Raw genomic sequence first — 23,138 nt, forward strand, 5'->3', positions numbered from 1 at the left:
CTCGCGGTTGTTGCAGTTTCCAGCATCCTGCCTGGGTGGTTTGCGGCTGGCCTCCTGGAGTCTCCGGCACTATTTTTAGGCGGGAATGCCCGCATGTTTGCCGGGGTTTGTTCTGTGGTCCCGTGTCGGCCTCATTTGTCCGATCCAGCCGGTGTTGCGGTGGCGTGGGAGGCGCGGAAGTGTGACCGGGGGCGGCAGGTACACGCTGCGGTCCCTTATTTCGCGTGCCGGGTTGCCGCCGTACAGGGTGTTTTCGGGCACTTCTTCGCCCTTCATCAGGAAGGAGTCGGCCAGCAGCGTCGCTCCGTTGTGCATGGTTACTCCGTAGTTGACGAAGGATTCCACGCCTAGTGAGCAGCGGTCATGGAGGGTGATGTAGTCGGATTTGAAGGTGCCGTCTTCCATCGAATGGCTTTGAATGGCGGTACCTTCGTTGAGTGCGCAATCGTCGCCGATCGAGACCAGAGTCTTTTCCGGGATGTCGCAGCCGGCATCGTAGAGCCGCTTCCCGACCCTCACGCCAAGCAGTCTCCAGATCATGGATTTGAACGGCGTGCCGCTGAAAGGTGCCACGGCCAGGAGTTTCCAGAGGCGTTCGTGGTGCCAGAAGTAAGGGTCGTAGATGGAACAGTATTGCGGCTTCAGCCGGCCGAAGCCCAGCACGGAGCGCTCGGCCACCACACTGATCAGGATGCCCACGATCAGGAACGCGATGGTCGCGACTCCCACGGCCAGTGCTCCGAACTCGTCGTAGAAGGTTACTGCGATGGCCGCGAGCAGTGTCGCCTCGAAGAACAGGAACCACCGTACGAACAGGAACAGTCCCATGGTCACAATATTGTGCTTGTTCTTGGCCTTAATGAGCGGCTTTCTGATTGCTTCGTTCTTGAGTTCGTCGAATTGCCTGTCCCGATCGACGATTCGGGGAATTTCAAACGGTGGGGATCCGAGCAGGCCCACGCCTTCCCTGATGGGCCCGTTGATCGGGACCATGACCTTGGTCGCGAGCAGGCAGTTGTCTCCGGTACGCGCAGCGAGTGGGAAGGTGATGTCGTTGCCGAGGAAATTGCGTTCGCCGATGGTGACGCGTGAGACGCGGAAGGATGAGCTGGAAAAGTCGGCGTTCATGATGTTCAGGCCGTCCGAGACCATCGTGCCGGAGCCAACGGAGCTAAGGTAGGGCGTTTCGTGTGCGACTTCGGGGCCGAAATTCGACCCGGTTTGCTCGACTTTGCCCAGGTCGTATCCCAGGGCCTGCAGGAAATACACAATGTATGAGCTGTCGCCGAAGAGGTCTTTATACATTTTGGCGTTCGTCATGCGGGCGATCATCCGCTGGATCGTGAAGTGCACGCCGTAGAGCGGGTAGACGGTGTCGGGTTTCAGTGCCCGGTTCAGGATCCGGGGGACGGTGAGGACGAAGATGAGGCCGGTGATGAGTCCAAGGAAGAACAGCACCACGGTGGTGGCCAGCACGTCGAGGTAGAAGCGGGGGTTGTCCAGCCGCAGGTGTTCGCTCTCCAGGTAGTCCGGCAGCAGCGCGGCCAGGCCGATGAGGCCGGCGGGGACGACCAGGACGAAGCGGTTGAACAGCTGCAGCAGACTGTAGATGACCCTGCGGCGGGTGGTGCAGTTCGCGGGTTCGACCGTCCGGTAGTTCGCATCCGTGGGTACGGCCGGGGAACCGTACCAGGTCTGTCCGTCCGGCACTGACTGCGAGCTCTGCAGCGACGACGCGTGCCCAAGCTGGGCGTTGTCGCCCATGGAGGATCCGATGTCCAGGGTGGTCTTTTCGGATATGAGGACGTTTCGTCCCAGGGTTACCGGGCCGGTCTCGATGGCGCCGGGGCGGGCCCGGTAGCCGAGGAAGAACGAGTTCTTGTGGATGACGGTGTCCGCTCCGATGGTGATCAGGTCGGTGCAGACCGGCACGGTGCGGGAGAAGATCACCACGTTCTTCCCGATCTTCGCCCCCAGCGCGCGAAGGTAGAGGACGTAGAGGGGTGAGCCGACGAACATCACGAGGGGGTTGGCCCGGGTCAGTGTTTTGACGGCCCAGAACCGGATGTAGGCCATGCTCCAGAGCGGAATCTCGGCTGGCTTCCACCGGCCGATGAGTACCCATTTCATGATGATGGGGGCGATGGAGAGCGCCACGAACATCATTGCCCCGAAGCCGACGGACCGAACCCACATGTCGACCAGGTCGGTGCCTTCGGAAACCCAGGTGAATCCGAAGATCAGCAGGAACGCGGCGTACGTCGTGTAGCCCAGGAAAATCAGCAGCTGGATGGCACCGCACAGCACGAAACTGCCGGTACCGGGCAGCGGACGCGCAGGCACCGCTTCACGTACCGTGGACTGTTCCGGTTCAAGGGTTGCTGCGGACTGGGCAGCGTCCAGGACCACGGCCAGCTGCCGCACGGTCGGGGACTGGTAGACGTCCTGCATGGCGATCGGCGGCAGCCCGGTGTGCTTCCTGACCCTGGCGCTGAAATGCGCCAGCAGCAGCGAGTTCGCTCCCAGGTCTTCGAAGAAGTTCGCCTCGGCCGACACCCGCTCCAGGCCCAGGACTGCGCCGAGCTGCGTTGCCAGGGCTTCTTCCGTTTCGGTCGTCGGGGCAGTGTAGCTGTCGGGTCCGGTGAGGCTTCGCCTGTTCGTCGGGGCGGGCAGCTTTTTGCGGTCCGCCTTGTCGCTGGCCATCATGGGGATGGCATCGAGGCGTTCGAAGTACGCCGGCACCATGTACCCGGGCAGGAGCTTCCTCAGCATCTCGTGGATCTTTTGTTCGTCGGCGTCCCTGTCGTGGCGGACGGTGTAGTACGCCACCAGCTCCACGAAACCCGGCGCCGGCTCATAGGTGCCCACGACCGCCTGGGCGACTCCGGGGGCCTTCAGCAGCACGGACTCGATCTCCGTCAGCTCGATCCGGTAGCCGCGGATCTTGACCTGGGTATCGATCCGGCCGAAGTACTCGATCTCGCCGTCCGCGTTGATCCGGCCCAAGTCGCCGGTGCGGTAGATACGCGCCGACGGATTGTTCCCGATCCCCAGGAAATCCGGGATGAACGCCTTTTCGGTCAGGTCATCGCGGTTCACATAGCCTCGTGCCAGCCCTACACCGGCCAAGCCGATTTCGCCTGTTTCGCCCGGGCCCAGCGCCCGGTTCTCCTCCGGGTCCAGGATGACGGCGGAATAGGTCGGCAGCGGCACCCCCAGCGTGACGGGACAGTCCGGATCAACCACATTCCATGTCGCGGTGACGGTGGCTTCGGTCGGACCGTAAACGTTGAGGAAACGCAGACCGGGCCGGTGCCAGCGCACGATCAGGTCCCGGGGGCAGGCTTCCCCGGAGACCAGCAGGAACCGCAGATCCGGCAACTCATCCTCGATGGTGGCCAGCAGCGTCGGCACGCAGCACAACGCGGTGATCTGCTTCTCCATGATGAACGCCGACAGTTCGGCCCCGAGCAGGCTGGAGCCGCCGGGTTTGGGCACCAGGGTGGCCCCGGCCAGCCAGGGAACCCAGATTTCCTCCACCGAGAAGTCGAAGGCCAGGGTCATGCCCTGGTAGACACGGTCCGATGACCGGAATCCGTAAACGTCCGAGGCGACGCGGACGAAGTTGCAGATGCTCGCGTGGTCAATGGCCACACCCTTGGGCCGGCCGGTCGATCCCGACGTGTAGATGATGTACGCCAGCTCATCGGGTGTGCCCCAGTCCGACAGATCGGCCAGGCGGGAGGATTCGCAGCCGGCGATGTGCAGGTGTTCGTGGTCCAGGCACATCACGGGAGCTGCGACTTCGGGCAGCAGATCCTTCAAATGGGTGAGCGAGAGCACCATCGCGGCGTCGGCGTCCTCAACGATGTACTTCAACCGGTCGGCGGGAAACCCGGGATCCATCGGGACATACGCGGCCCCGATCTTCAGCACGGCCAGCATTGCCACGTAGGCGCGCCACGGCTGGTCGAACAACAGGGCAATCCGGTCACCGGGACGCGCTCCCAACACCAGCAGATGGCGCGCGAGCTGGTTGGCGCGCCCGTCGAGCTGCTGATAGGTCATAACGACTCCCCCGGCGTCCACCGCCGGGTGGGTGCCCTGACCCTGGACCAGGAACCGGTCGCAGCGGTCTTCGAAAAGCTGCTCCAGCCGTTCACCCGGCTGCCAGCGGATGGACTGCTCCGCGGCCGCGGAAATCAGGACCGTTCCCGCCGCCGAGCCGTTATTTGTGCTGATCCGTCCGCGAAGCTCCGCGGGCAAGGGTTCGGCCTCGATGGTCTTCGCCTTTTTCCTCATGCTGTCCCTCCCCTGAACACCAAAAGATCTGCTCCAGTCGACCGCACCGTCCGTTATTGACACGTCACGAACCCGTTATCACCGGGCTCATGGCTGACTTTCGACTGTTTGCACAGCGGCCGCTGACCAACCGGGAGTGCGGTGCCCGAAGGTAGCGTGCGAGGGCCGGTCCGCAGACCAGCGGGGAAATCCAGGCTTCTTACGGCCGTTTTCCACCCTGGCCCGGGAGAAGCTGTGGCCTAAGCAGACATAGAAAAACACAACCTCTGTTCATAGGGTTAGTTCAGGCAAGAGCCCGCCCTACGAGGGAGTCATGATGACCGGAAGCGGAAACCGCTGTGTCGGCCGACCGATGCCCCGCCTCTACCGGGACCCCGCACCGGAGCGAAGGAGATGGGTCTGCCTGGCCTTGGGGCTGGGTTTGGTCCTGACAGCCTGCACCCCCTCCCCAACTCCCGGGGACCCGAATAACGGCACTGGACAGGGGACCTCCGTTCCGGACCGCGACGAGAGCTTGCGTGAGAGCCTCAGGGACAGTCCGCCCGCATGTTCCGCTCCTGCAGATGCGGATATGGCGGACGTTGATCCGGAGGACTCCCCTGTCAAACCGTGGCAGAATGCGGCCGGGACGGAGCTGGCGGTGGAGTTTGAAACCGGCCGGCTTTCGGAGCGGTACTCCGGGCTCGTGTCCGAGGCAGCAACCATCTGGTCCAGGAGTCCTTGCCTCAATGCAGTGCCGGTTCAGACATGCTCCGGCGGCGCGAACTGTGTGGCCATGGTCGAAGACGCGAGCCGCTCTGGTGATACGGACGGAGAAATGCGCTGGGAAGGGACCGGCGCCTACTTGGAAAGCGCGACCATCACCCTGTACACGCGGCTTTTGGACCGGGCAACGGCTAACGGGGCTCTGGCCACCATCGTCCATGAAATGGGGCACGCACTCGGTCTGGCCCACCGCACTGAACGCCACGACGTCATGAATTCCGTCACCGGCGACAACACGAACCCGGTTCCGGACGCTGTCGACTTCTCAAATCTTGTCGCGATCTATGGGGCCGGCCGGTCGCGAGCGTAATTGGGTTACGGAATGCCGCCCAAGCTGCGCTGACAGTTTCCGACGCCCTGCCCCGGCTTCGCCTAGTCGAATATTTTTCTACTCTTCAGGCGTGGAACTCCGGGCAGCGGCTGGCGGTCCGTTACGCGAAGCGTATGGACCGGTGTCACTGACGGCCTTTCGGGGACTGAATAAATGTAACGGGGAGGATACCGGCAGGGAAACGGCCCCAAGTAAACTGTGGATTCCCGGCCCGGTAGCAACCGATGGAGGACTGTCCCTGCATGCGCGACAAATGGCGGTCCATGATCAGGGACCGGGAGCTGCGCCCGTGGCTGGTCCTGATTGCGGCGCTGGCCCTTGTCGCCGTCGGATGCGCTGCCCTGATCTGGTTCTCGATCGTGGTTCCTTCCGTTGAGCTGCTGCACCGTCATTGACAGGGCAGAAGTGCCGAGCCGGATGATTGGTCTGTCCCAGCGACCAGGGATCCTCTTATTGCCGCCCGGCCTCAGGCTCCTTCCAAGTTCGGTGCGGCAGGCTGGTGGGGACCGCATCACCGGTTCGGCAGCATTGGCTTTAGGTCTACTTGTCGGTAAGGAGCGTTTTGTCTAAAGCAGCTGATCCCAACCAGGGCGGGGAACCGTCACCGAGTAGGAACATTGGGAAGCTCCGGCTGCCTCGGGTGAAGGGCGTGGATGCGGCGCGCTGCGTGGCGCTGCTGGGAATGCTGGCCGTGAACGTCCTGCCTGCCGAAACGTTTAGAGAAGAACCGACCTTGACTACACTGCTGCTGGCCGGACGCGCCTCGGCCCTGTTCGCGGTCCTGGCCGGAGTTTCACTGGCCTTCATCTCCGGCGGCCGTCACCGTTTCCGTGACCGGCCGTTGCTGGTATCCAAGGCAGGCCTTGCTGTGCGGGCGGTGCTCGTACTGTGCCTGGGTCTCGGAATCGCTTACGCGGATCCGGGCGTGGCGATCATCCTGGCCTATTACGGGGTGATGTTTCTGCTGGCGGTACCGCTGCTGGGCCTGCCGCCGTGGGCGCTGGCGGCACTTGCGGTCGGTTTCGCCACGGTCGCGCCGGCTCTCCTGGTGGGTCTGCAGGGACGTCTGCCTGTCCTGGAGACCGTCAATCCAACGGTCACCGATGTCGTCGCAGATCCGATCGGCACTGCAGGCTTGCTGACCTTCACTGGCTTTTATCCGGCCCTGCCGTGGATGGCGTACCTGTGCGCGGGGCTGGCCATCGGCCGGCTGGACCTGTCGTCCCGGCGGACTGCGGCCTGGCTGCTCGCCGGAGGCATCCTGCTGGCCGCGGCAGCGTGGGCGGTTTCAGCGTTCCTGCTGGGAACGGGGGGAGGTTTCGACCGGCTTGTTGCTTCCTCACCCGGCGACAACCCTAGGGACGTCAAGGACGTCCTTATTTACGGCGCGGGCGAGGGCCTGCCCGGCCGCTCCTGGTGGTGGCTGGCGGTCACGGCCCCGTATTCGTCCATGCCGCCGGAACTGCTGCACACCATCGGTACGTCAGCGGCAGTGTTAGGGCTCATACTGCTGCTGGGCAAGACCTTCGACCCGATCATCGGCGTTCTGGCACCTGCCGGAAGCATGACACTGACCCTGTATTCAGCCCATCTGCTCTTCATGGCCTCCGGGATCCTCGGGGACCGCCCTTTCGCCTCACTCGCCGTCCAGTCCGGTGCAGCGGTCATCTTCGCTGTCATCTGGCACAGCTCCAGAGGCAAGGGGCCCTTGGAAGCGGCGCTGGGCGCCGCGTCCGGAAGAGTCAGGACCAGGGTCGGTACTGCCGGCTCCGGCCCGTCCTGATGCTGCCTGGCCGAAGCTTCAATCCAACCAACCCGGCAGGAAACTGACTTCAAGCGGTTCCTGGATCATCCAAGCGCCGAATAAATGATCCCGCGCTTCCATCCGGCCCGCGCACCCATCCCTCCCCCGGATTCCAAGGCGCGACCGTCGGCCTCACAAGTGAAGGCATTGTTCGTAACCGGCGCGCGGAAGAGCTACAATAATAGGTGCACGCTAGTGCACTTATGCACGTAATGGCGGATGTTCAGGGAGGGCTGCGATGCTGGCAGTTTTGGGAAACCGGATCTACCGGAAGTTGTTCGCGGCCCAGGTCGTGGCGCTGGCCGGGACCGGCCTGCTGACCGTTGCCCTTGGCCTGCTGGCCTACGATCTGGCAGACGGCATGGCCGGGGCCGTGCTGGGTACGGCGCTGACGATCAAGATGCTTGCCTATGTCGGGATCGCCCCGGTCGTCGCGGCACTGGTGGAGCGGCTGCCGAAGAAGGCCGTCCTGGTCGGGGCGGACGCGGTCCGCGCCGCGATGGCCTTGTGCTTGCCGTTTATCACGGAGGTCTGGCAGATTTACGTGCTGGTTTTCCTGCTGCAGGCGGCGTCGGCGACCTTCACCCCGGCGTTCCAGTCCCTGATCCCGGCGGTGCTGCCGCGGGAGCAGGACTACACGAGGGCGCTGTCCCTGTCGCGGCTGGCCTACGACCTGGAATCGTTGCTCAGCCCCGCGCTGGCGGCGCTGCTGCTGACCCTGATTTCCTATCAAAACCTGTTCGTCGGAACCGCTGCCGGCTTCGTGTTCTCGGCGCTGATGGTGGTCGGCTGCCGCCTGCCGGCGCCGGCCGCGGCACCGGTGGAGGGTTCGCTCTGGCACCGCACCACGCTGGGAGCGAGGATTTTCCGGGCGACGCCGACGTTGCGCAGTCTGCTGGCCCTGAACCTGGTCGTGGCGTGCGGCACCGCGATGGTACTGGTCAACTCGGTGGTCTACGTCCGGGACCTGTACGGACGGCCGGATACCGATCTGGCGCTGGCGCTGGCGGCGTACGGTGCCGGATCGATGCTCATAGCGCTGCTGGCCCCTCAGGTCCTGGACCGGGTCGGGGACCGCACTCTGATGCTCACCGGCGCCCTGGTCCTGCCGGCCGGGCTGCTGGTGGCAACGGGAATCACCGCCCTTGGAAATGTTGGGGGCGGCTGGTGGGTTCTGCTCGGGCTGTGGCTGGTCATGGGTGCCGGGAATTCGATGGTCCTGACCCCTTCGGCGCGGCTACTCCGCAGCGCGGCCACGGATTCGACCCGTTCCTATGTTTTTACCGCGCAGTTTTCCCTCTCCCATGCCTGCTTCATCCTCACCTACCCGCTGGCCGGATGGGCAGGCGCCGGGATCGGCTTGACCGCTGCCTGTGCCGCGCTGGCGATCCTTGCGATAATGGCAGCGGTGGCGGCGTGGAAGGCCTGGCCGGCTGACGCGGCTGCCTTTGTCCCGTCGATGAAAGCAGTTTCATGAGCGAACCCGCGCGGATGCCCAGTTTCCGGCACCCGGTCGAACCCGACCGTGCCCGCCTGGAAGCGGCCACGGACCTGCTCCGGATGCTCGCCGAACCTACCCGGCTGCACCTGCTCTGGGTCCTGACCGCCGGACCGGCCAACGTGACCGAGCTGACCGAGGCAACCGGCGCCAGCAGGACAGTGGTGAGCCAGCACCTGGCCAAACTGCGCCTCAGCGGCCTCGTCGATGACCGCAAGGACGGGCGCAAAGTCATTTATTCCATCCACGACGGGCACCTGAACCGGCTGATCCTGGAAGCCCTGAACCACGCCGACCACCGCGTCACCGGCGAACCCGTCCACGACTGACCCCTGCGCCAACGCCGCCGTCCCGGAGCCGGGCGACGGCATCCAGCCCTGCAACACCGTGGCTTGCGCAGGCTAAATACAGGCCGCCGCCGCTACCGTTGCCATCCAGAGAGCAAGTGCTCTGGAGAGAGGAAGGAGAACAGTATGCCTGTCATGGCACGCCTGCGCGTTCTCCGCTCCCTCGCCGTGGTCGCGACCGTCATGGCCCTGGCCGCGGGAGCGCATGTGGCCGGCGGCGGTCCTCTCCCGGCCCCGGTGATCATGCTCGGGCTCGGGGTCCTCTGCCTCGTCCCGGTGACCATGCTTTCCTCGCGCCGGTTTTCCTTACCCGCCCTGTCCGGCGTTGTCGGCGGCGGACAGTTCCTGCTGCACCAGGCCTTCACCGTGCTGTCTTTGTCAGCGTCCTGCCTGCCGGCGGCAGCGGAAACCCGCGGCCATCACACCCACGTGACGTCGCTGGCGTGCCGGCTTCCCGGCGCCCCTGCCGCCGGCCATGCCATTAGTGATGCGGCTGGGGTCCTGATGTTCGCCGCCCATGCCCTGGCCACCGCCGCCATAGTGCTGATGCTGGCCAGAAGCGAGGAAGCGCTCTGGCTGCTCACGGCCTGGCTGCGGCCCCTCGTTCTCCTGCTTCGCCCGGCGGCCGTGCCTGCCATCCGGCTGCGCCGGGGCATTGACGGCCCGGTTTTCCGTCCGGCCGCCGCCGTCTGCCCCCATGTCCACGGTCTTCGCGGGCCACCATCCAGGCGTGCCCCGGTGTTGAAGCCCCTCTGAACAGTTTGGACGGGGCGCCACCGGAACATTCCGTTCCCGACATCCCTCGTGCGCCCGATCGAATACGCCGGATGCAGTTCAGAAAGGCCTATCCACCATGTCCAAGAGATTCACGAAAACCACTGTCCCCGCGGCCCTGATCGCGGCCCTGTCCCTGACGCTGGCGGCGTTCATCGGGGCCGCGCCGGCCCAGGCCCACGATTCCCTGCTCTCGACCACGCCTTCCGACGGTGAGACCGTGACGGAGAATCCCGGCGAAGTGACCCTGACCCTGAGCAATCCCCCGCTGGCCAGCGAAAGCATCGAGTCCAGCCAGATCGAAGTCACCGCCCCCGACGGACACGTGGTCAGCAGCGGAGACGTCACCATCGACGGCGCCGTCCTGAGCATCCCCGCCGTGATCGACCATGAAGGCGAACACACGGTCGTCTGGCGCTCCGTCTCCGCCGACGGACACCCCATCGAGGGCACCTTCAGCTTCGTCTATACTCCGGAAAAGCCCGCGGCAGAAAACCAGGGCGCAGCCGCGCCCAGCGCAGCGGCTGAAGAAAGCACAGCAGCTGCGGCCCAGCCGCAGGAAACCACCCCGGCAGCCCAGGAAACAGGGGAAGCAGAGGCAACGACCGCGACCCAAACCGGCGACGGCCCCAACACCGGCGCCCTGATCGCCGGCGGCGCCATACTGCTGGCCCTCATCGCCGCCGCCTTCCTGGTCCGCAGGAAACTGGCCAAGAAATAAACCCCGATGCCGGGCCGGCCTCCCGCAGGCCGGCCCGGCAAAACAGCTTTTGGAGTTCAGCCGCCCTCGGCTTTGCGCCTTGCCAGTAAGAATGCACCGGCATCCCCCGGTCGCGGACTATTTTCCGGCTATCGGTTCAGTGCTGTTTCCAGCTGGTCCAGGTTGCTGCCCATCCAGTCCTGGTAGGAAACGCCTTCGGGGAGTGTTTCGCTGAAGTCCACGACAGGCACCCCTGCTTCATCGGCTGCGGCTTTCAGGCCCTGGGACTGGGGGCCTTCGACCTGGCTGTTGTAGGCCAGGAGCGCGATTTTTCCTGCGGTGACCAGGTCCTGTGCTTCCTTCAGCGCAGCGGGCGGTGCGTCGTTTCCTGCTTCTATCGCGGCCAGGAAGTCCTTTGGCGTTTCATCTACCAGGCCGGTGTCGGTGAGAAGGTGTTCGGCCAGCGGCGCTGTGGCGGCGATGGCTTTTCCTTCATGCTGTCCACGCAGTTGCGTTACCCGTTCTTCCAGCGCGTCGATGTCTTCGGTGAAGGCCGCTGCGTTGGCTTCGTACTCCGCGGCGTTGTCCGGGTCGATTCCGGACAGCTCTTTGGTGATCTCTTCAGCGACGCGGGAGATCGCCGGCAGTGAATACCAGACGTGTTCGTTGACCGCGCCGTGGGCGGCATGTTCTTCCGCCGTTTCACCGGCATGCGCATCCTCGGCCGCCTCTTCCTCTGCTGCCGTTTCCGCCTCGCCGAGGCCCGATGTTTCCACTGCGTCTATGACGGGCGCGGTGCTGTCTTCGGCTGCCAGCTGTTCCATGAAGGGATCGAAGCCGCCGCCGTTGCGGATGATGAGGTCGGCCTCGGACAGGGCGAGCCGGTCCCGCGCTGTCCCTTCATAAGAATGCGGGTCCTGGCTGGTGTTGTCGATGATCGCGGTGGCCGCGACCCTCTCACCCCCGATGGCCGCGGCGATGTCGCTGTAGGTGTTCGTGGAAGCAACGATACTGATCTTCCCGTCTGCTGCTGCCTCTGTTTCCGTCCCCGTTCCGGGTCCGTTTGCGGCACAGGATGTCAGGGCCAGGGCGAAAATCGCCGCTCCGGCCAGCGTTGCTCGGCGGATGGTGAAGCGCATGAAGTTTCTTCCTTGGTAGTGGGATAGGTCGGTCATGATGCGGGCGCCGGGCAGGATGCCGGCCGCGGGGTCTCGTCACTGGTCACCGACACCGGCCGCCGAGGCGGAACGATCCCGGCCAAGGCAAAACGCACCGGTGACCTGCACGCCCAAGGAGCATACTTGATAACGATTATCATTTGCGAGGTGGCGTCTGCCGTATTTCTTGGCCGATGGGGAAGTCCGGACCCAGGTCGGCACTGGCCCATCCCAGCGGTCCTGATACTCTGTGCCCTGTCCGCGGAGCCCCAGGGCCGAATGGTTCCGGATCCGCGTCTTCTGAGGAATGTTTTGAACGAAACCGACATGCTTGCCGAGATCCCCGGTTACGGGAGTTTTACCGTGACCGCCGAGGCCGTCACTATGATCGGCGTTTTCGGCGGAACCCTGCACTGTCACCTCGGCGCCGGCGGCTGCCGGAAACAGGGGCTGTATTTCTCCAGGACCGAGCCCCGAAAATACCTGCGCTGCATACTCACCGGTAATCTGCCCGACGGCTATGTCACGGCGTGGGATAAGGACGAAAAAATCGAGGATGACAGGACAGAAATCACTATCAGCGTCAGTCATGAGCTGGCCGGCAAGCTCGACGGCGCTGCTCTGGACTTCGGCACGTACAACAAAATGCAACGCTTTGTGTGGGCCTCACTCCCCGCAGCCAAAACACCATCCTGCACATGCCGGCGCTCCGTCGGCGCGCCCGCCGGGAAACGCTCGCCCTGCCTCGATGACCAGGGGATCGGCCTGAGCAACCTGTGAACACCCCTGACCCGGGCCCCGGACCGAATGGGCCGCATCTTGGTGGGCGCCCACGCCTACTGCGCCGACTGCGAAGCCTAAACTTCCCGCTCCCCGCAGTCGTGCAGCGCGGTTCCGATAGCAACGCCGTGAACAGCAAGGCCGGAAACACTTCATGAACCGCGGATAGGCGTGAACGCCAGAACCGGCGCGGGCAGAGCAGCAGTTTGCTGCAGAGGTTGTGTTCTTGGGTGTGATGCCATTGGTTTAAAGGCTGGGATCACTTGTCAACGTGCCGGGTTTGGGGAATGATCAAACTATGAGTCAAACTGCGTCGCCCGGAATCCGCGCATACCGCGATTCGGTAAACCTTGAGATCGCTCCGCTGGTGGCGGAACTGCGTGAAACGCTGGGGGCAAAGCTCGTCGCGTACCTGGGCGGGGTCCAGGAGACCCGCGCTGTGCGCCAGTGGGCCGAGGGAACCCGCAACATGCCGGCCGAGACCGAGGCGCGTTTGCGGTTGGCCTATCATGTGGCCGGAATCGTCGCCGAAAGCAACGGACATCGCGTCGTGCAATCCTGGTTCCAGGGCATGAACCCACAGCTCGAGGACCGCGCCCCGGCTCGGCTGATCCGGGAGATGCACCCGAACCAAATCGGCCCCGAGGTACTCGCCGCTGCGCGTGCCTTCGCCCGGCTCGGATGAAGTACGCCGAACTCGACCGGTGCGTGTGGCGCGTCGGCTTCCCGCCGCAGCCCTGGGAATGGTCGGACTGGCGGTGGGCAGGAGCAGACGGCCGGTTCAACGGCCGCTGGGATCCACTGGACCACGGGCTGTACCGCACAATCTACGCAGGGGAAAGCCTCCTGGCCTGCCTCGTGGAGCTCCTGGCACCGCACCGTCCCGACCATTATCTGCTCCAGGACATGGAGAACATCGCCGAGGACGAAGACGACCGGCAGGACCATCCCACGGTGTCCCCGGGGGAGCTGGACCTGGACCAGTGGCTCGCCCACCGCGTCGCAGCCACCGCCCACCTGACGGGACGCTTCATCGACATCACCGCTGCCGAAACAGTCCTCGCCCTTCACCCCCGGTTCAAGGCCCGGGCACTGGCCTACAACCTCCAGGACTTCGACGTCGCGGCATTGAAAAGTGCAGAGCAGCGCCTTTTGACCCAAGAAGTCTCCCAATATCTCTGGACCCTTAGGAATCCCGACGGCACGGACTTCTGCGACGGGATCCAGTTCCGCTCCCGCCATGGAGACGACTTACTGCTCTGGGCGATCTACGAACGCGACACAGACACCGAAATCAGCTCCCACATCAGCGACATACAGCTCGCCGACCTCAACTCCACGACGCCCGAACTCCTCAAAGCCATGGCACTACTGGGCTTGATAGGCCTCGACGACCGCCGATAACAGCGCATATGTCTCAGTGCTGATGCCGGCATGGAATCAGGGAAGCAGCAACAACAACCTCGAAAGTCTGTGGGAGGCCCTTCCTCTGCGGCATAGGCGAAGCTGTCCTCGCCATTTCGGCAGGATCTGGGATCAGATCTCGTGGTGCTGTCGCTTGATGAAATCCGCCATCCCTGGGACGGTGAAGGCGACTTTCCCGTACTCGGAGGAGTAGATCAGGCCCTTGGCGATCAGCTGGCCCCGTGTAGGCGCCAGGCTGGTGGCCTTGGCACTCAGGCGTTGTGCGATCTCTCCGGTTGATGACCCCTGGTCTCCGTCGAGGGCCATGGTCGCCAGGTATTCGCGTTCCCGCGGGGTTGCCCGGTCCCAGCGCGAGGGGAAGAACCCGGAGTCCAGCCGCTGCAGACCGATGGTTGCCGCCGCTTGGGCGTCCTCTTCGGTGAAGGGCGAGGCTTGGGCCACTTCCCACATGGCGCTGCCGAATTCCTGGATGAAATACGGGTAACGGCCCGTAACGTCTACCAGGATGTCCAGGGCTTTGCTGCCGTACTCGGCGCCCACTTGCTTGGCCGGAACGGTGAAAGATTCTCTGGCATCGGCCTCGGCCAAGGTCCCGATGAGGCGGAAATCAAAGAGCCTTTCGGCGTAGCTGCGGACCTCAGCCAAACGGGCGGGCAGATTCGGCAGGCCCGCTCCGACGATGTAGAAGGGCAACTCCAGCTGCCCGGCATGGTGCTGGCAGGTGACGAGAGCAGAGAGCAGGTCCTCGTCCAGATCCTGCATTTCGTCGATAAAGATGATGAACCCCTTGCGGATGCTTCGCATTGCCGCCGAAACATCCTCGATCAGGTCACGGAGGTCAATTTCGATCAAACCCGTTCCCGCCCGCGCCGGATCCCGCTCCACCCCGAGCGAAATACCTTCAACCCCGAACCCGGCAGTAAAAGACGTGACTGTTCCCAGCAGCTGACGGAATTTTTCCAGCCCGACACGGCCGATGTAGCGCCGGGAGGCCACCTGAAGCTCGCGGGCAAGGGTTTTACGCGCCTCGGCGGCACCGGCTTCCCCCGGCTGCCCTTCGATCTTGATCGTCAGCCAGTCATGATGGAGCGCCAGGCCCCGAAGCCGGTTAAGCAGCACTGTTTTGCCGACGCCCCGCAGCCCGCTCAGCACCATTCCGCGGTTGGAGAAGGACCGCTCGGTTCGGACCAAAAGTAAGTCGAAAGCGTCGATCTCGGCCTGCCGGCCGGCTAGAAAACCCGGCTGCAGGCCGGACCCGGGACTGTAAGGGTTCAGGGCAGGTTCCATGTATAGGAGTTTATGTGCACTTATTGGAATTTTACAATAAGCCGCCATAACTTCCAATCACTGCGCGCGATGCATCCCAATGGCCGATAGCGGCGCATATGACCATGCCACCTGCAGTTCTATGAATTTGATCTCCTGTCACTCCCTTCGGCTCACCCCTGTCGGTCATGTGAGGGCAGGTCGGGTGCGTGAGAACCCTTTCTTGCACCAAGGCGGCCCCCGCTATCTGAATTGCTATATGATGGAAACCTAAATTAATTGATTAGTGAAAGCTGCCTATGGTAGATCAACCCGATTTCCACGCCCCGCTTTACGAGGTCAAGGCGAACCTCTTCAAAGGCCTGGCCCATCCGGTGCGGATCCGTGTGCTCGAACTCCTGGCGGAGTCGCCGCAGGTTTCCGTGGCCGACCTCATTGGCGGTACGGGTCAGGAAGCCTCGAACCTCTCGCAGCACCTGTCCGTGCTGCGGCGCCATCATCTGGTAGTGGCCGAGCGCCGTGGCCTGCAGGTGTTTTACCGGCTGGCCTACCCGCAGGTCGCCGACCTGCTCAGGGTGGCCCGCAGCCTGCTGACCGAAGTGCTGGCCACCACGCAGAAGAATCTTGAACTCTCCATTGCGCCAGCAATGTCCGTGAGTGCGGAGGACCGGCCGTGAGCCTCCTGCGTTCGGCCCGCCAACTGCTGCCGGGCACGGCGGACTATGCCCCGCTGAAGCGCAGTTGGAAGAACGATCTGATTGCCGGCATTACGGTGGGCATCGTTGCCCTGCCGCTGGCTCTGGCGTTCGGCGTCAGTTCGGGAGCCGGCGCGGCCGCAGGATTGATCACGGCCATCGTGGCCGGGGTTGTGGCCGCTGTTTTTGGTGGCTCCAATGTCCAGGTCTCCGGCCCCACCGGTGCAATGGTGGTGGTGCTCGCACCGGTTATTGCCCTGCACGGCATGCAGTCCCTGGCCCTCGTGACGATTATGGCCGGCGTCATCGTGCTGGCCGCGGGCGCCCTGAAACTCGGCCGCGCGGTCGGCTACATTCCGTGGCCAGTGATTGAGGGTTTCACCCTCGGCATCGCCATCATCATCTTCCTGCAGCAGGTCCCCGCCGCCTTCGGTGTGCCGGCCGGTGACAGCACCAATGCCGCCGTCGCTGCGTTCCAATCGCTGCGGAACACGGACTTCTCCACCCTTTTCTGGCCCCTTGTCCTGGTCCTGATTGTCGCCGCGATCATGCTGGCCGCCCCGAAGATCCATCCGCAGCTGCCCGGGTCCATCATCGGCATCATTGTTGCCACGTTGGTTGCAGGTTTGGCCGGGCTCCCCGTTACGAGGATCGGCGACCTGCCCAGCTCGCTGCCGGCACCATCCGTTCCTTACTTCGATCCGGGTCTCGTCACGGCGCTGCTTGGCCCGGCCCTGACCATCGCGGCGCTGGCCGCCATCGAGTCACTGCTGTCGGCGCGCGTGGCCGCGTCCATCTCGGATACCGGTCCCTACGATCCGGACCGCGAGCTGGTGGGTCAGGGCTTGGCATCGGTGGCATCGGGCTTCTTCGGAGGCATGCCGGCAACCGGGGCCATCGCCCGGACCGCCGTCAACATCAGGGCCGGCGCAAAGACCCGCGCTTCCACGATCGTGCACGCGCTGGTGCTCCTCGGCGTCGTCTACCTGGCCACCGGGCCGGTGGGACAGATCCCGCTGGCAGCACTTTCCGGTGTGTTGATGGTGACCGCTTTCCGGATGATCTCCCCGGCGACCCTGCGCAGCGTCATCGGCTCCACCCGCGCCGATACCGTCACCTTCTTCGTCACCGCCGTCATTACGGTGTCCTTTGACCTGATCCAGGCGGTGGAAATCGGTATCGTCGTCGCTGCCTTCTTCGCCCTGCGCTCCCTGGTCAAGGCCAGCGGCGTGCACCGCGAGGAACTTCCCGGCCCGGCACAGGACGGGGACGAACAGATTGCCCTCTTCCGCCTTGACGGCGCCTTGTTCTTCGGGGCTTCCGAGCGCGTGCTGGAACGGGTGAGCGCCATCCGCAGTGTCCACGTGGTCATTATCCGGATGTCCCAGCTGCAGATCCTCGATGCCACCGGGGCAAGGGTTATCGCCGAGCTCGTGACCGCCCTGGAACGCCGCGGGATCACGGTCCTCATCAAAGGGATCCAGGAGCGGCACCTGAAGCTGGCAACACACGTGGGCGTACTGGAATCATTGCGCCACCACAAACACCTGTTCGCAGAGCTGGAACCGGCCGTGGAACACGCGCGCAGCCACGTCTCACGTGCCCGGCAGCAAACAACGACCGCTAGAACTCGAGGCATGTCATAGTGGCGTTGATCTGAAGGGCCAGATAAGAAGCGTCCGCCGGAGGTGTTCCCGGTAGAGAGACAGGGAGCTGGAGCAGTGCACCGCTATTCTTCCAGCTAGTCGGCTACTTCAATGACGCCCGTCGCCCCGCGTTCGGCGTCCACGAAGGCATGGTTGACGAACGTGTATCGGCCGGCCTCCGCGAACCCGAGCTCGACGAATCCGCCTTGCGCGGCCGCCAGGTCAAGGGCCTGCGCCCCGCCCCGTTCGGCGTTGTCCGGCTCCAGCAGGTAGGCGCCTTCCTTGAACACGGTGTCGAACTGCCCGCCCACTACATGGAAGCTGGTGCCGCGGGAAGGACCTGCGGCCAGCAGCCAGATACGCAGGCGCTCCCCGGCCTTCACCTTCAGTGGGTGGTGCATGTATTGCGTGGCGTGGCCGTTGAACATCACGATGTCCGGATCGTCTGCAGCAATCTTGTCCACGTTTACCGGCCCGGCCTGCTCACCGAGATAGGCCTCGGACTGGACCAGCAGGAACTCCTTGTCTACCGCCGGCAGGTCTGCCGGGTCGATGATCACCGCGCCGAACAGGCCGGAGGCTATGTGCGCAGACATCGGCATGGTGCCGCAGTGGTAGAGCCAGATGCCGGAACGCTCTGCCGTGAACTCGTACACCAGCGATTCGCCCGGCGGAATGGTCCGCATGGGCTCGTCCGGGGAAACAGCACCGGCATGGAAGTCCACCGAGTGGCCCATGGTTCCGTTGTTGACCAGCGTGATTTCGAATCTGTCGCCGACCTTGCCCCGCAGCGTCGGCCCCATGACGCGGCCGTTGAAGGTCCAGGCCTGCTGCACGATGCCGGGAGCCACCTCCTGCGCCAGTTCCTCGACGTTGAGGGTCAGCTGGTGCGTGCTGCGAGGCGCAGCCGGCGCCAGCTCTGCTGCACGCGGCTCGAAGTCCTGGCCCGGCGGGGCATGGAAATCCAGCACGTCTGCGGCAACGCCCGTGCCGTCGTCGTTGTTCATGTGGTTTGCATGGCCGTCGGCCGGAACCTGCGCCGCGATTCCAGCATCCGCCGCGCTCCCGGCCTCGGCGGAGCCGGTCACCTTGATCTGAAAGACCATGCCCTGGCTGCGGTGGCCCACCACGGTGCACCAGCCTTCTGTGTCCGTGCCGATGATGCCCGCGTCGAGGGTGGCGGATTCGCCCGGGTAGAGCCGGCCGGATTCCTGCCCCGTGGCCAGCCGCAGGTCATGCACCGTGGTGGGATCCTCGTTGGTCAGTTCGATGACCAGCCGGTTGCCCTCGGGGACATCCACGGATGCGGGTGAGAAGCGCATATTGTTGGCCGAGACCCGGACCGTAGTGGTCTCGCCGGTAGGTTCAACTGCGGAGGCTGGAGCGGTGGAACCGGACAGCGCTGCCGGGTCCAGGGCCACACCGCCGGCCGCGCCGAGCAGCACCAGGATCACCCCGGCGGCGCCCCAGGCAAGGTGGTTCTTCGGCCGGGGCGCTGCCCCGACCTGCAGCGGCAGCGGCTTGCCGCCGTTGGCCGCCAGCGCCTTCCGCCCCGCAACAGAGGCTTTCACGGCCCGGAACATCAGCGGCAGGAACGAGGCGAACGCCAACAGCACCAGCACGGATACGATGACCCGCACCCAGCTGGGCACCGGCAGCACGCAGAGCAGCAAACCAAAATTCACGACGGCGATGCGCAGCATCGCGAATTTGCTCATCTGCGCGCCGGCTGCCTTGACCGCCGCAGGGCCTCCGCCCATCACGGCAGGCATCAGGTAGCCCATCACGCCCAGCAGCACCTGGGCCACGAACCCGGCGGCGAACGGCGCGGTCAGCTCTTCCAACCGATGCGGGTCCAGCGGTCCGGAGACCAGCATCGCGAAGAGCGCGATCAGCGATCCACCCAGCCACAACAGTCCGGCGCCGACCGAAAAGCCGGGGAAATCGTCCGGCCGCTTCGCCAGGGCACAGCGGATAAAGTACACGCCGATGTAGGCCACCCCGGCCAGGTAAAGCAGGACACCGATGGCTGCGGCCGGAGCCAGCCCGGCCAGCGCCCCGAGTACCGAAACCGCCAGTCCGGCGCCCATGGCAACCAGGCTGCGCCAACCGGCCAGGTCCATCCCGGCGGGCATCCGGGTATGCAGAATGGTAGGCCAGAGCGTGATCAGGGTTCCGATCACCGTCAGTCCGACGAAGCCGAGCAGATTGGTCACCTGGTGTGCCAGCAGGAGGCGGGCATGGGCCGCGTCGTTCAATCCGTAGGCCAGTGCCGCCCCGAAAGCGGCCCCGGCCGGCAGCAGCAACGCGGCTGCTATATAGAACTTCACCGTGGTGGCGAACCGTGATGGCAGCGCGCGGCGCAGTTGCAGCATCAGATGCACGGCATGCCAGGCAACCGAACCGCCCACCACTACGGCGCCGATCAATGTCAGGAGCCAGATGCCGGACAGAATGCCGGCAATGGTCACTACGATCCCGGCGTTCAAGGTCCGGATGCGCCACAGCTGCATAGCCCGCGCCGTATCCGGCAGGCGGTTCTTCAGCAGCGCCTCGGTAAAGTGCTGGCTCCAGACCAGGATGGAGTTGGTCACCATGCCCAGCGTGAACATGTGGACCAGCAGCCACCGCGATTCGGGGACGAATGGATGCGCGAACGCCAGGACAACGAGCAGCACAAACCACACGGTGACCGGAAGGCTGGCCTTGCGGTGCCATGAGGACCGGCGCGCCGGCCGGAGGGTTTGCCCTGCCGCTTTCGTTGTCATAGGGATTTTGCTCTTCTACTGGAATTCAGTGGGGCCGGTTTCGTTAAGGCACGCCGTCGTCGTGGCCATCGACGTGGCCGCGGCTCCGAGGAGGCTTGCTGCGGCGAGGGCGGGGACCCCTCGCCACCCGCGTAACCCCTTCCGGCGAAAGCCGCAGGGCCTGCAGCCGTGATGGAACTGCCTGCATGCATTATCAAACCAGATCGATCCCTACTGTGATATCAAACACACCACGGCCGAATGGGCCGCGGAAAATCAGGCAACTTTCTACGGTGTGTAGAAATGTGGATTTAAACCAGTATATCGAATGCTACTTTTGAGGCATCAGCCACCTTCTGACCCAAGGAGTAACGATGCTCTCGGAGAAATCACGCCCCATCATTGAAGCCACCCTCCCCCTGGTGGGCGAGCGGTTGGGGAGCATTACGCCGAACTTTTACAGCCGCCTGTTCGCGGCGCATCCGGAACTCCTTGACGGGCTTTTCAGCAGCGCCAACCAGCGCAACGGGGAGCAGCAGAAGGCCCTGGCCGGCTCCATCGCGGCCTTCGCCTCCGCCCTGGTCGCCAACCCGGATCTGATTCCCGAGACCATGCTCAGCCGCATCGCCAACAAGCACACCTCGCTGGGCATCACCGAAGACCAGTACGACATCGTCTACAAGTACCTCTTCGAAGCCATCGCCGAAGAGCTGGCCGATGTCATCACCGCCGAGATCGCCGAAGCGTGGACCGAGGTCTACTGGCTGATGGCCAACGCACTGATCAAGATCGAAAAGGGCCTCTACGCCCGGCAGGCCAATGACAAGATGTGGATGCCGTGGAAGGTCGTGGAGAAGAACCCGGCCGGCACCGGCGCCATGACGTTCGTCCTCGAGCCGGCGGACGACACCCCGGTCACTCTCGCCCGCCCCGGCCAGTTCGTCAGCGTCAAGGTCCAGTTGCCCGACGGCCTGCGCCAGGTCCGCCAGTACTCGCTCTCCGCCGACGTCGACTCCACCGACCGCCGCGTCTTCACCACCAAGCTCGACGACGGCGGCGAGGTCTCCCCCGTGCTGCACCGGAACGTCCAGGTCGGCGATGTCCTCGAGCTTTCCAATCCCTACGGTGACGTCACCTTGGAGGAGGGCGACACTCCGGTGGTCTTCGCGACGGCAGGCATCGGCTGCACCCCCTCCGCATCCGCGCTGCGCTCCCTGGTCCGGCAGGGTTCCAGCCGCGAAGTCATGGTGCTGCACGCGGAAAAGAACCTGGAAGCCTGGGCCCTCCGCGACCAGATAATCAACGACATCGAAAAGCTCGACGGCGCCAACCTCAAGCTGTGGCTCGAAGAACCGGCCGAAGGCGCCAGCACGGGCTTCATGTCCCTGCAGGACGTCGAGCTTCCGGCCGATGCCTCCGTCTACGTCTGCGGCCCGCTGCCGTTCATGAAGTCCATCCGCAGCCAGGCGATCGACGCAGGCATCCCCGCCACCAAAATCCATTACGAGGTCTTCGGCCCGGACCTCTGGCTCGCCTCCGCCAGCTAGGGCCGGGCGGTTTTATTCTGCCGATACCGGACAGTCGCCAACCCTTCCAGCTGGTGGCCGGGCGGCCAGACCCTCCGTGACGGCCCGGCCCTTCGAAGGGGCCGATCCGCGCAGGTGCGCGGTCAACAACATCAGCCTTTGGGGACGCCCGTTAGATTGCCTCGGTCTCCGCGGCACGCCGGGATGGCTGCCGTTTGAGGTAGAGCCAGGTGTAGATCAGCGCTATCAGGGCCGTGGCCGCGAGCAGGAGCAGTCCGATGGCGTAGCTGTTGTCCTCGGCGTTGTAGGTGGCGCCCATGACCAGCGGCGGGAAGTAGCCGCCCAGTCCGCCGGCCGCGCTCACGATACCGGTCACGGAGCCTACCCGTTCGGGAGGGGAACTGGTTCCGACCCAGGCAAAGACACCGCCGGTGCCCAGCCCGAGGGCAGAGGCCATGCCCAGGAACGTCAGGCCGGCGGGGATTTCGCCGTCGGGCCGCAGGTTGACGACGAAGGCCAGTACCGCCACCGCTGCCAGGGACACCAGCACGACGGGTTTGGAGCCGATCTTGTCGGCCAGGATGCCGCCGACCGGCCGTGCCAGCACGGCCGCCAGCGCGAACCCGGCCGTGCGCGTGCCGGCGCCCGTCGGGTCCATCTCGTAGATGTCCCGGAGGTAGGTCGGCAGGTAGTTGCTGAACGAGACAAAGCCGCCGAAGACCACGGCGTAAAGGAAGCACATCTGCCAGGTCACTTTGAGCTTGGCGGCTGCCAGCAGCTTGGGCACAACAGGATTAGTGTTCGGTGTCCAGCCGGGGGCTTCCCGCAGGAAGAACCATACGACGGCGGCCACCGCCACCAGCAGGACCGCGACCAGCAGGTGTGTGGGAAAGTAGCCGATCCAGCCCACCAGGCGCGGGGTCAGGAATGCGGCCAGCGCCGTGCCGCCCATGCCCGCACCGAATACACCCGTAGCGAAGCCGCGTCGTGATGCCTCGAACCACGGGCTGACAAAGGGAATTCCGACGGCGAAGATGGTGCCGGCCACGCCGAGCAGGAAGGCGAAAATGACCAGCAGCAGGTAGGACTGCAGGACACCGGCCAGCGAGACCAGCAGAACTGCCGGGGTCGTAGCGAGCAGGACCGCCGTGAACATCACCCGTCCGCCAAAGCGGTCCGTCAGCGCTCCCATGACGATCCGGCCGAGCGAGCCGACGAAGACGGGCATCGCGACGACGATGGACGTCTGGGTGGAGCTGAGGTCCATTTGCTGGGTGTAGCTCGCGCTGAGCGGGGCGATGATGGTCCAGGCCCAGAACGCCATGACCGAGGCGAGCGTGGCAAGGACAAGGTTTCGGGTCTGGCCCGGGGCGCC

18 protein-coding genes are annotated in these 23,138 nt (G+C 64.5%); 13 read left to right on the forward strand and 5 right to left on the reverse strand.

All coding sequences use genetic code 11. From position 1 onward, the window contains the following. Positions 1-75: 75 nt before the first annotated feature. Positions 76-4,302, reverse strand: a complete 4,227-nt coding sequence (locus AC20117_RS07040; RefSeq protein WP_074700333.1) for a Pls/PosA family non-ribosomal peptide synthetase — start codon at positions 4,300-4,302, stop codon at positions 76-78. A gap of 571 nt (positions 4,303-4,873) precedes the next feature. Between AC20117_RS07040 and AC20117_RS07045 the strand changes: the two genes are divergently transcribed. The 7 genes from AC20117_RS07045 (at position 4,874) to AC20117_RS07070 (ending at position 10,542) form a co-directional block, all read left to right on the forward strand. Next, on the forward strand, positions 4,874-5,377 hold the full coding sequence (locus tag AC20117_RS07045) for a matrixin family metalloprotease (RefSeq protein ID WP_236777462.1): 504 nt from the start codon (positions 4,874-4,876) through the stop codon (positions 5,375-5,377). A 263-nt stretch (positions 5,378-5,640) separates the two neighbouring features. Next, entirely contained in the window at positions 5,641-5,793 is a 153-nt protein-coding gene (locus AC20117_RS23245; RefSeq protein WP_158300440.1) for a hypothetical protein, read from the forward strand. 167 nt (positions 5,794-5,960) lie between these two features. Next, entirely contained in the window at positions 5,961-7,181 is a 1,221-nt protein-coding gene (locus AC20117_RS07050; protein ID WP_083339686.1) for a heparan-alpha-glucosaminide N-acetyltransferase domain-containing protein, read from the forward strand. Positions 7,182-7,440: 259 nt separating this feature from the next. Further along, the gene (locus AC20117_RS07055) at positions 7,441-8,679 is read left to right on the forward strand and encodes an MFS transporter (protein WP_074700331.1); all 1,239 of its coding nucleotides are present in this window, start codon (positions 7,441-7,443) and stop codon (positions 8,677-8,679) included. Further along, positions 8,676-9,029, forward strand: a complete 354-nt coding sequence (locus tag AC20117_RS07060) for an ArsR/SmtB family transcription factor (protein WP_074700330.1) — start codon at positions 8,676-8,678, stop codon at positions 9,027-9,029. The genes AC20117_RS07055 and AC20117_RS07060 overlap by 4 nt, the downstream gene beginning before the upstream one ends. Before the next feature lie 144 nt (positions 9,030-9,173). Continuing rightward, on the forward strand, positions 9,174-9,803 hold the full coding sequence (locus tag AC20117_RS07065; RefSeq protein ID WP_083339685.1) for a hypothetical protein: 630 nt from the start codon (positions 9,174-9,176) through the stop codon (positions 9,801-9,803). A 97-nt stretch (positions 9,804-9,900) separates the two neighbouring features. Next, a complete protein-coding gene (locus AC20117_RS07070; RefSeq protein WP_074700329.1) occupies positions 9,901-10,542 on the forward strand; it encodes a copper resistance CopC family protein in 642 nt (213 codons plus the stop codon). Between the two features lie 128 nt (positions 10,543-10,670). Here AC20117_RS07070 and AC20117_RS07075 read toward each other — a convergent pair whose 3' ends face one another. Then, entirely contained in the window at positions 10,671-11,660 is a 990-nt protein-coding gene (locus AC20117_RS07075) for a metal ABC transporter solute-binding protein, Zn/Mn family (protein WP_074700328.1), read from the reverse strand. 345 nt (positions 11,661-12,005) lie between these two features. On the opposite strand from AC20117_RS07075, the gene AC20117_RS07080 reads away from it, so the two are divergent. From AC20117_RS07080 to AC20117_RS07090, 3 genes are all read left to right on the forward strand, one after another. Next, on the forward strand, positions 12,006-12,458 hold the full coding sequence (locus AC20117_RS07080) for a peptidase (protein WP_083339946.1): 453 nt from the start codon (positions 12,006-12,008) through the stop codon (positions 12,456-12,458). Positions 12,459-12,756: 298 nt separating this feature from the next. Continuing rightward, the gene (locus AC20117_RS07085) at positions 12,757-13,143 is read left to right on the forward strand and encodes a hypothetical protein (RefSeq protein WP_074700326.1); all 387 of its coding nucleotides are present in this window, start codon (positions 12,757-12,759) and stop codon (positions 13,141-13,143) included. Then, on the forward strand, positions 13,140-13,862 hold the full coding sequence (locus AC20117_RS07090) for an RES domain-containing protein (RefSeq protein WP_074700325.1): 723 nt from the start codon (positions 13,140-13,142) through the stop codon (positions 13,860-13,862). Before AC20117_RS07085 ends, AC20117_RS07090 begins: the two co-directional genes overlap by 4 nt. Before the next feature lie 132 nt (positions 13,863-13,994). Here the strand turns inward: AC20117_RS07090 and AC20117_RS07095 are convergent, their stop codons facing one another. Continuing rightward, positions 13,995-15,170, reverse strand: coding sequence for an ATP-binding protein (locus AC20117_RS07095; RefSeq protein WP_074700324.1), 1,176 nt, complete (start codon positions 15,168-15,170; stop codon positions 13,995-13,997). A 278-nt stretch (positions 15,171-15,448) separates the two neighbouring features. Here AC20117_RS07095 and AC20117_RS07100 point away from each other — a divergent pair, with 278 nt between their 5' ends. Next, positions 15,449-15,826 carry an ArsR/SmtB family transcription factor gene (locus tag AC20117_RS07100; RefSeq protein ID WP_074700323.1) on the forward strand — a complete coding sequence of 126 codons (378 nt, stop codon included), beginning with the start codon at positions 15,449-15,451 and terminating at the stop codon, positions 15,824-15,826. Further along, a complete protein-coding gene (locus AC20117_RS07105; protein WP_074700322.1) occupies positions 15,823-17,490 on the forward strand; it encodes a SulP family inorganic anion transporter in 1,668 nt (555 codons plus the stop codon). Before AC20117_RS07100 ends, AC20117_RS07105 begins: the two co-directional genes overlap by 4 nt. A gap of 95 nt (positions 17,491-17,585) precedes the next feature. Here the strand turns inward: AC20117_RS07105 and AC20117_RS07110 are convergent, their stop codons facing one another. Next, a complete protein-coding gene (locus AC20117_RS07110; protein WP_074700321.1) occupies positions 17,586-20,258 on the reverse strand; it encodes a multicopper oxidase domain-containing protein in 2,673 nt (890 codons plus the stop codon). A 353-nt stretch (positions 20,259-20,611) separates the two neighbouring features. Between AC20117_RS07110 and AC20117_RS07115 the strand changes: the two genes are divergently transcribed. Continuing rightward, a complete protein-coding gene (locus AC20117_RS07115) occupies positions 20,612-21,784 on the forward strand; it encodes a globin domain-containing protein (RefSeq protein WP_074700320.1) in 1,173 nt (390 codons plus the stop codon). 151 nt (positions 21,785-21,935) lie between these two features. Here AC20117_RS07115 and AC20117_RS07120 read toward each other — a convergent pair whose 3' ends face one another. Continuing rightward, on the reverse strand, positions 21,936-23,087 hold the full coding sequence (locus tag AC20117_RS07120) for an MFS transporter (protein WP_083339945.1): 1,152 nt from the start codon (positions 23,085-23,087) through the stop codon (positions 21,936-21,938). Positions 23,088-23,138: the final 51 nt, after the last annotated feature.

This window comes from Arthrobacter crystallopoietes (assembly GCF_002849715.1).
Classification (GTDB): Bacteria; Actinomycetota; Actinomycetes; order Actinomycetales; family Micrococcaceae; genus Crystallibacter; species Crystallibacter crystallopoietes.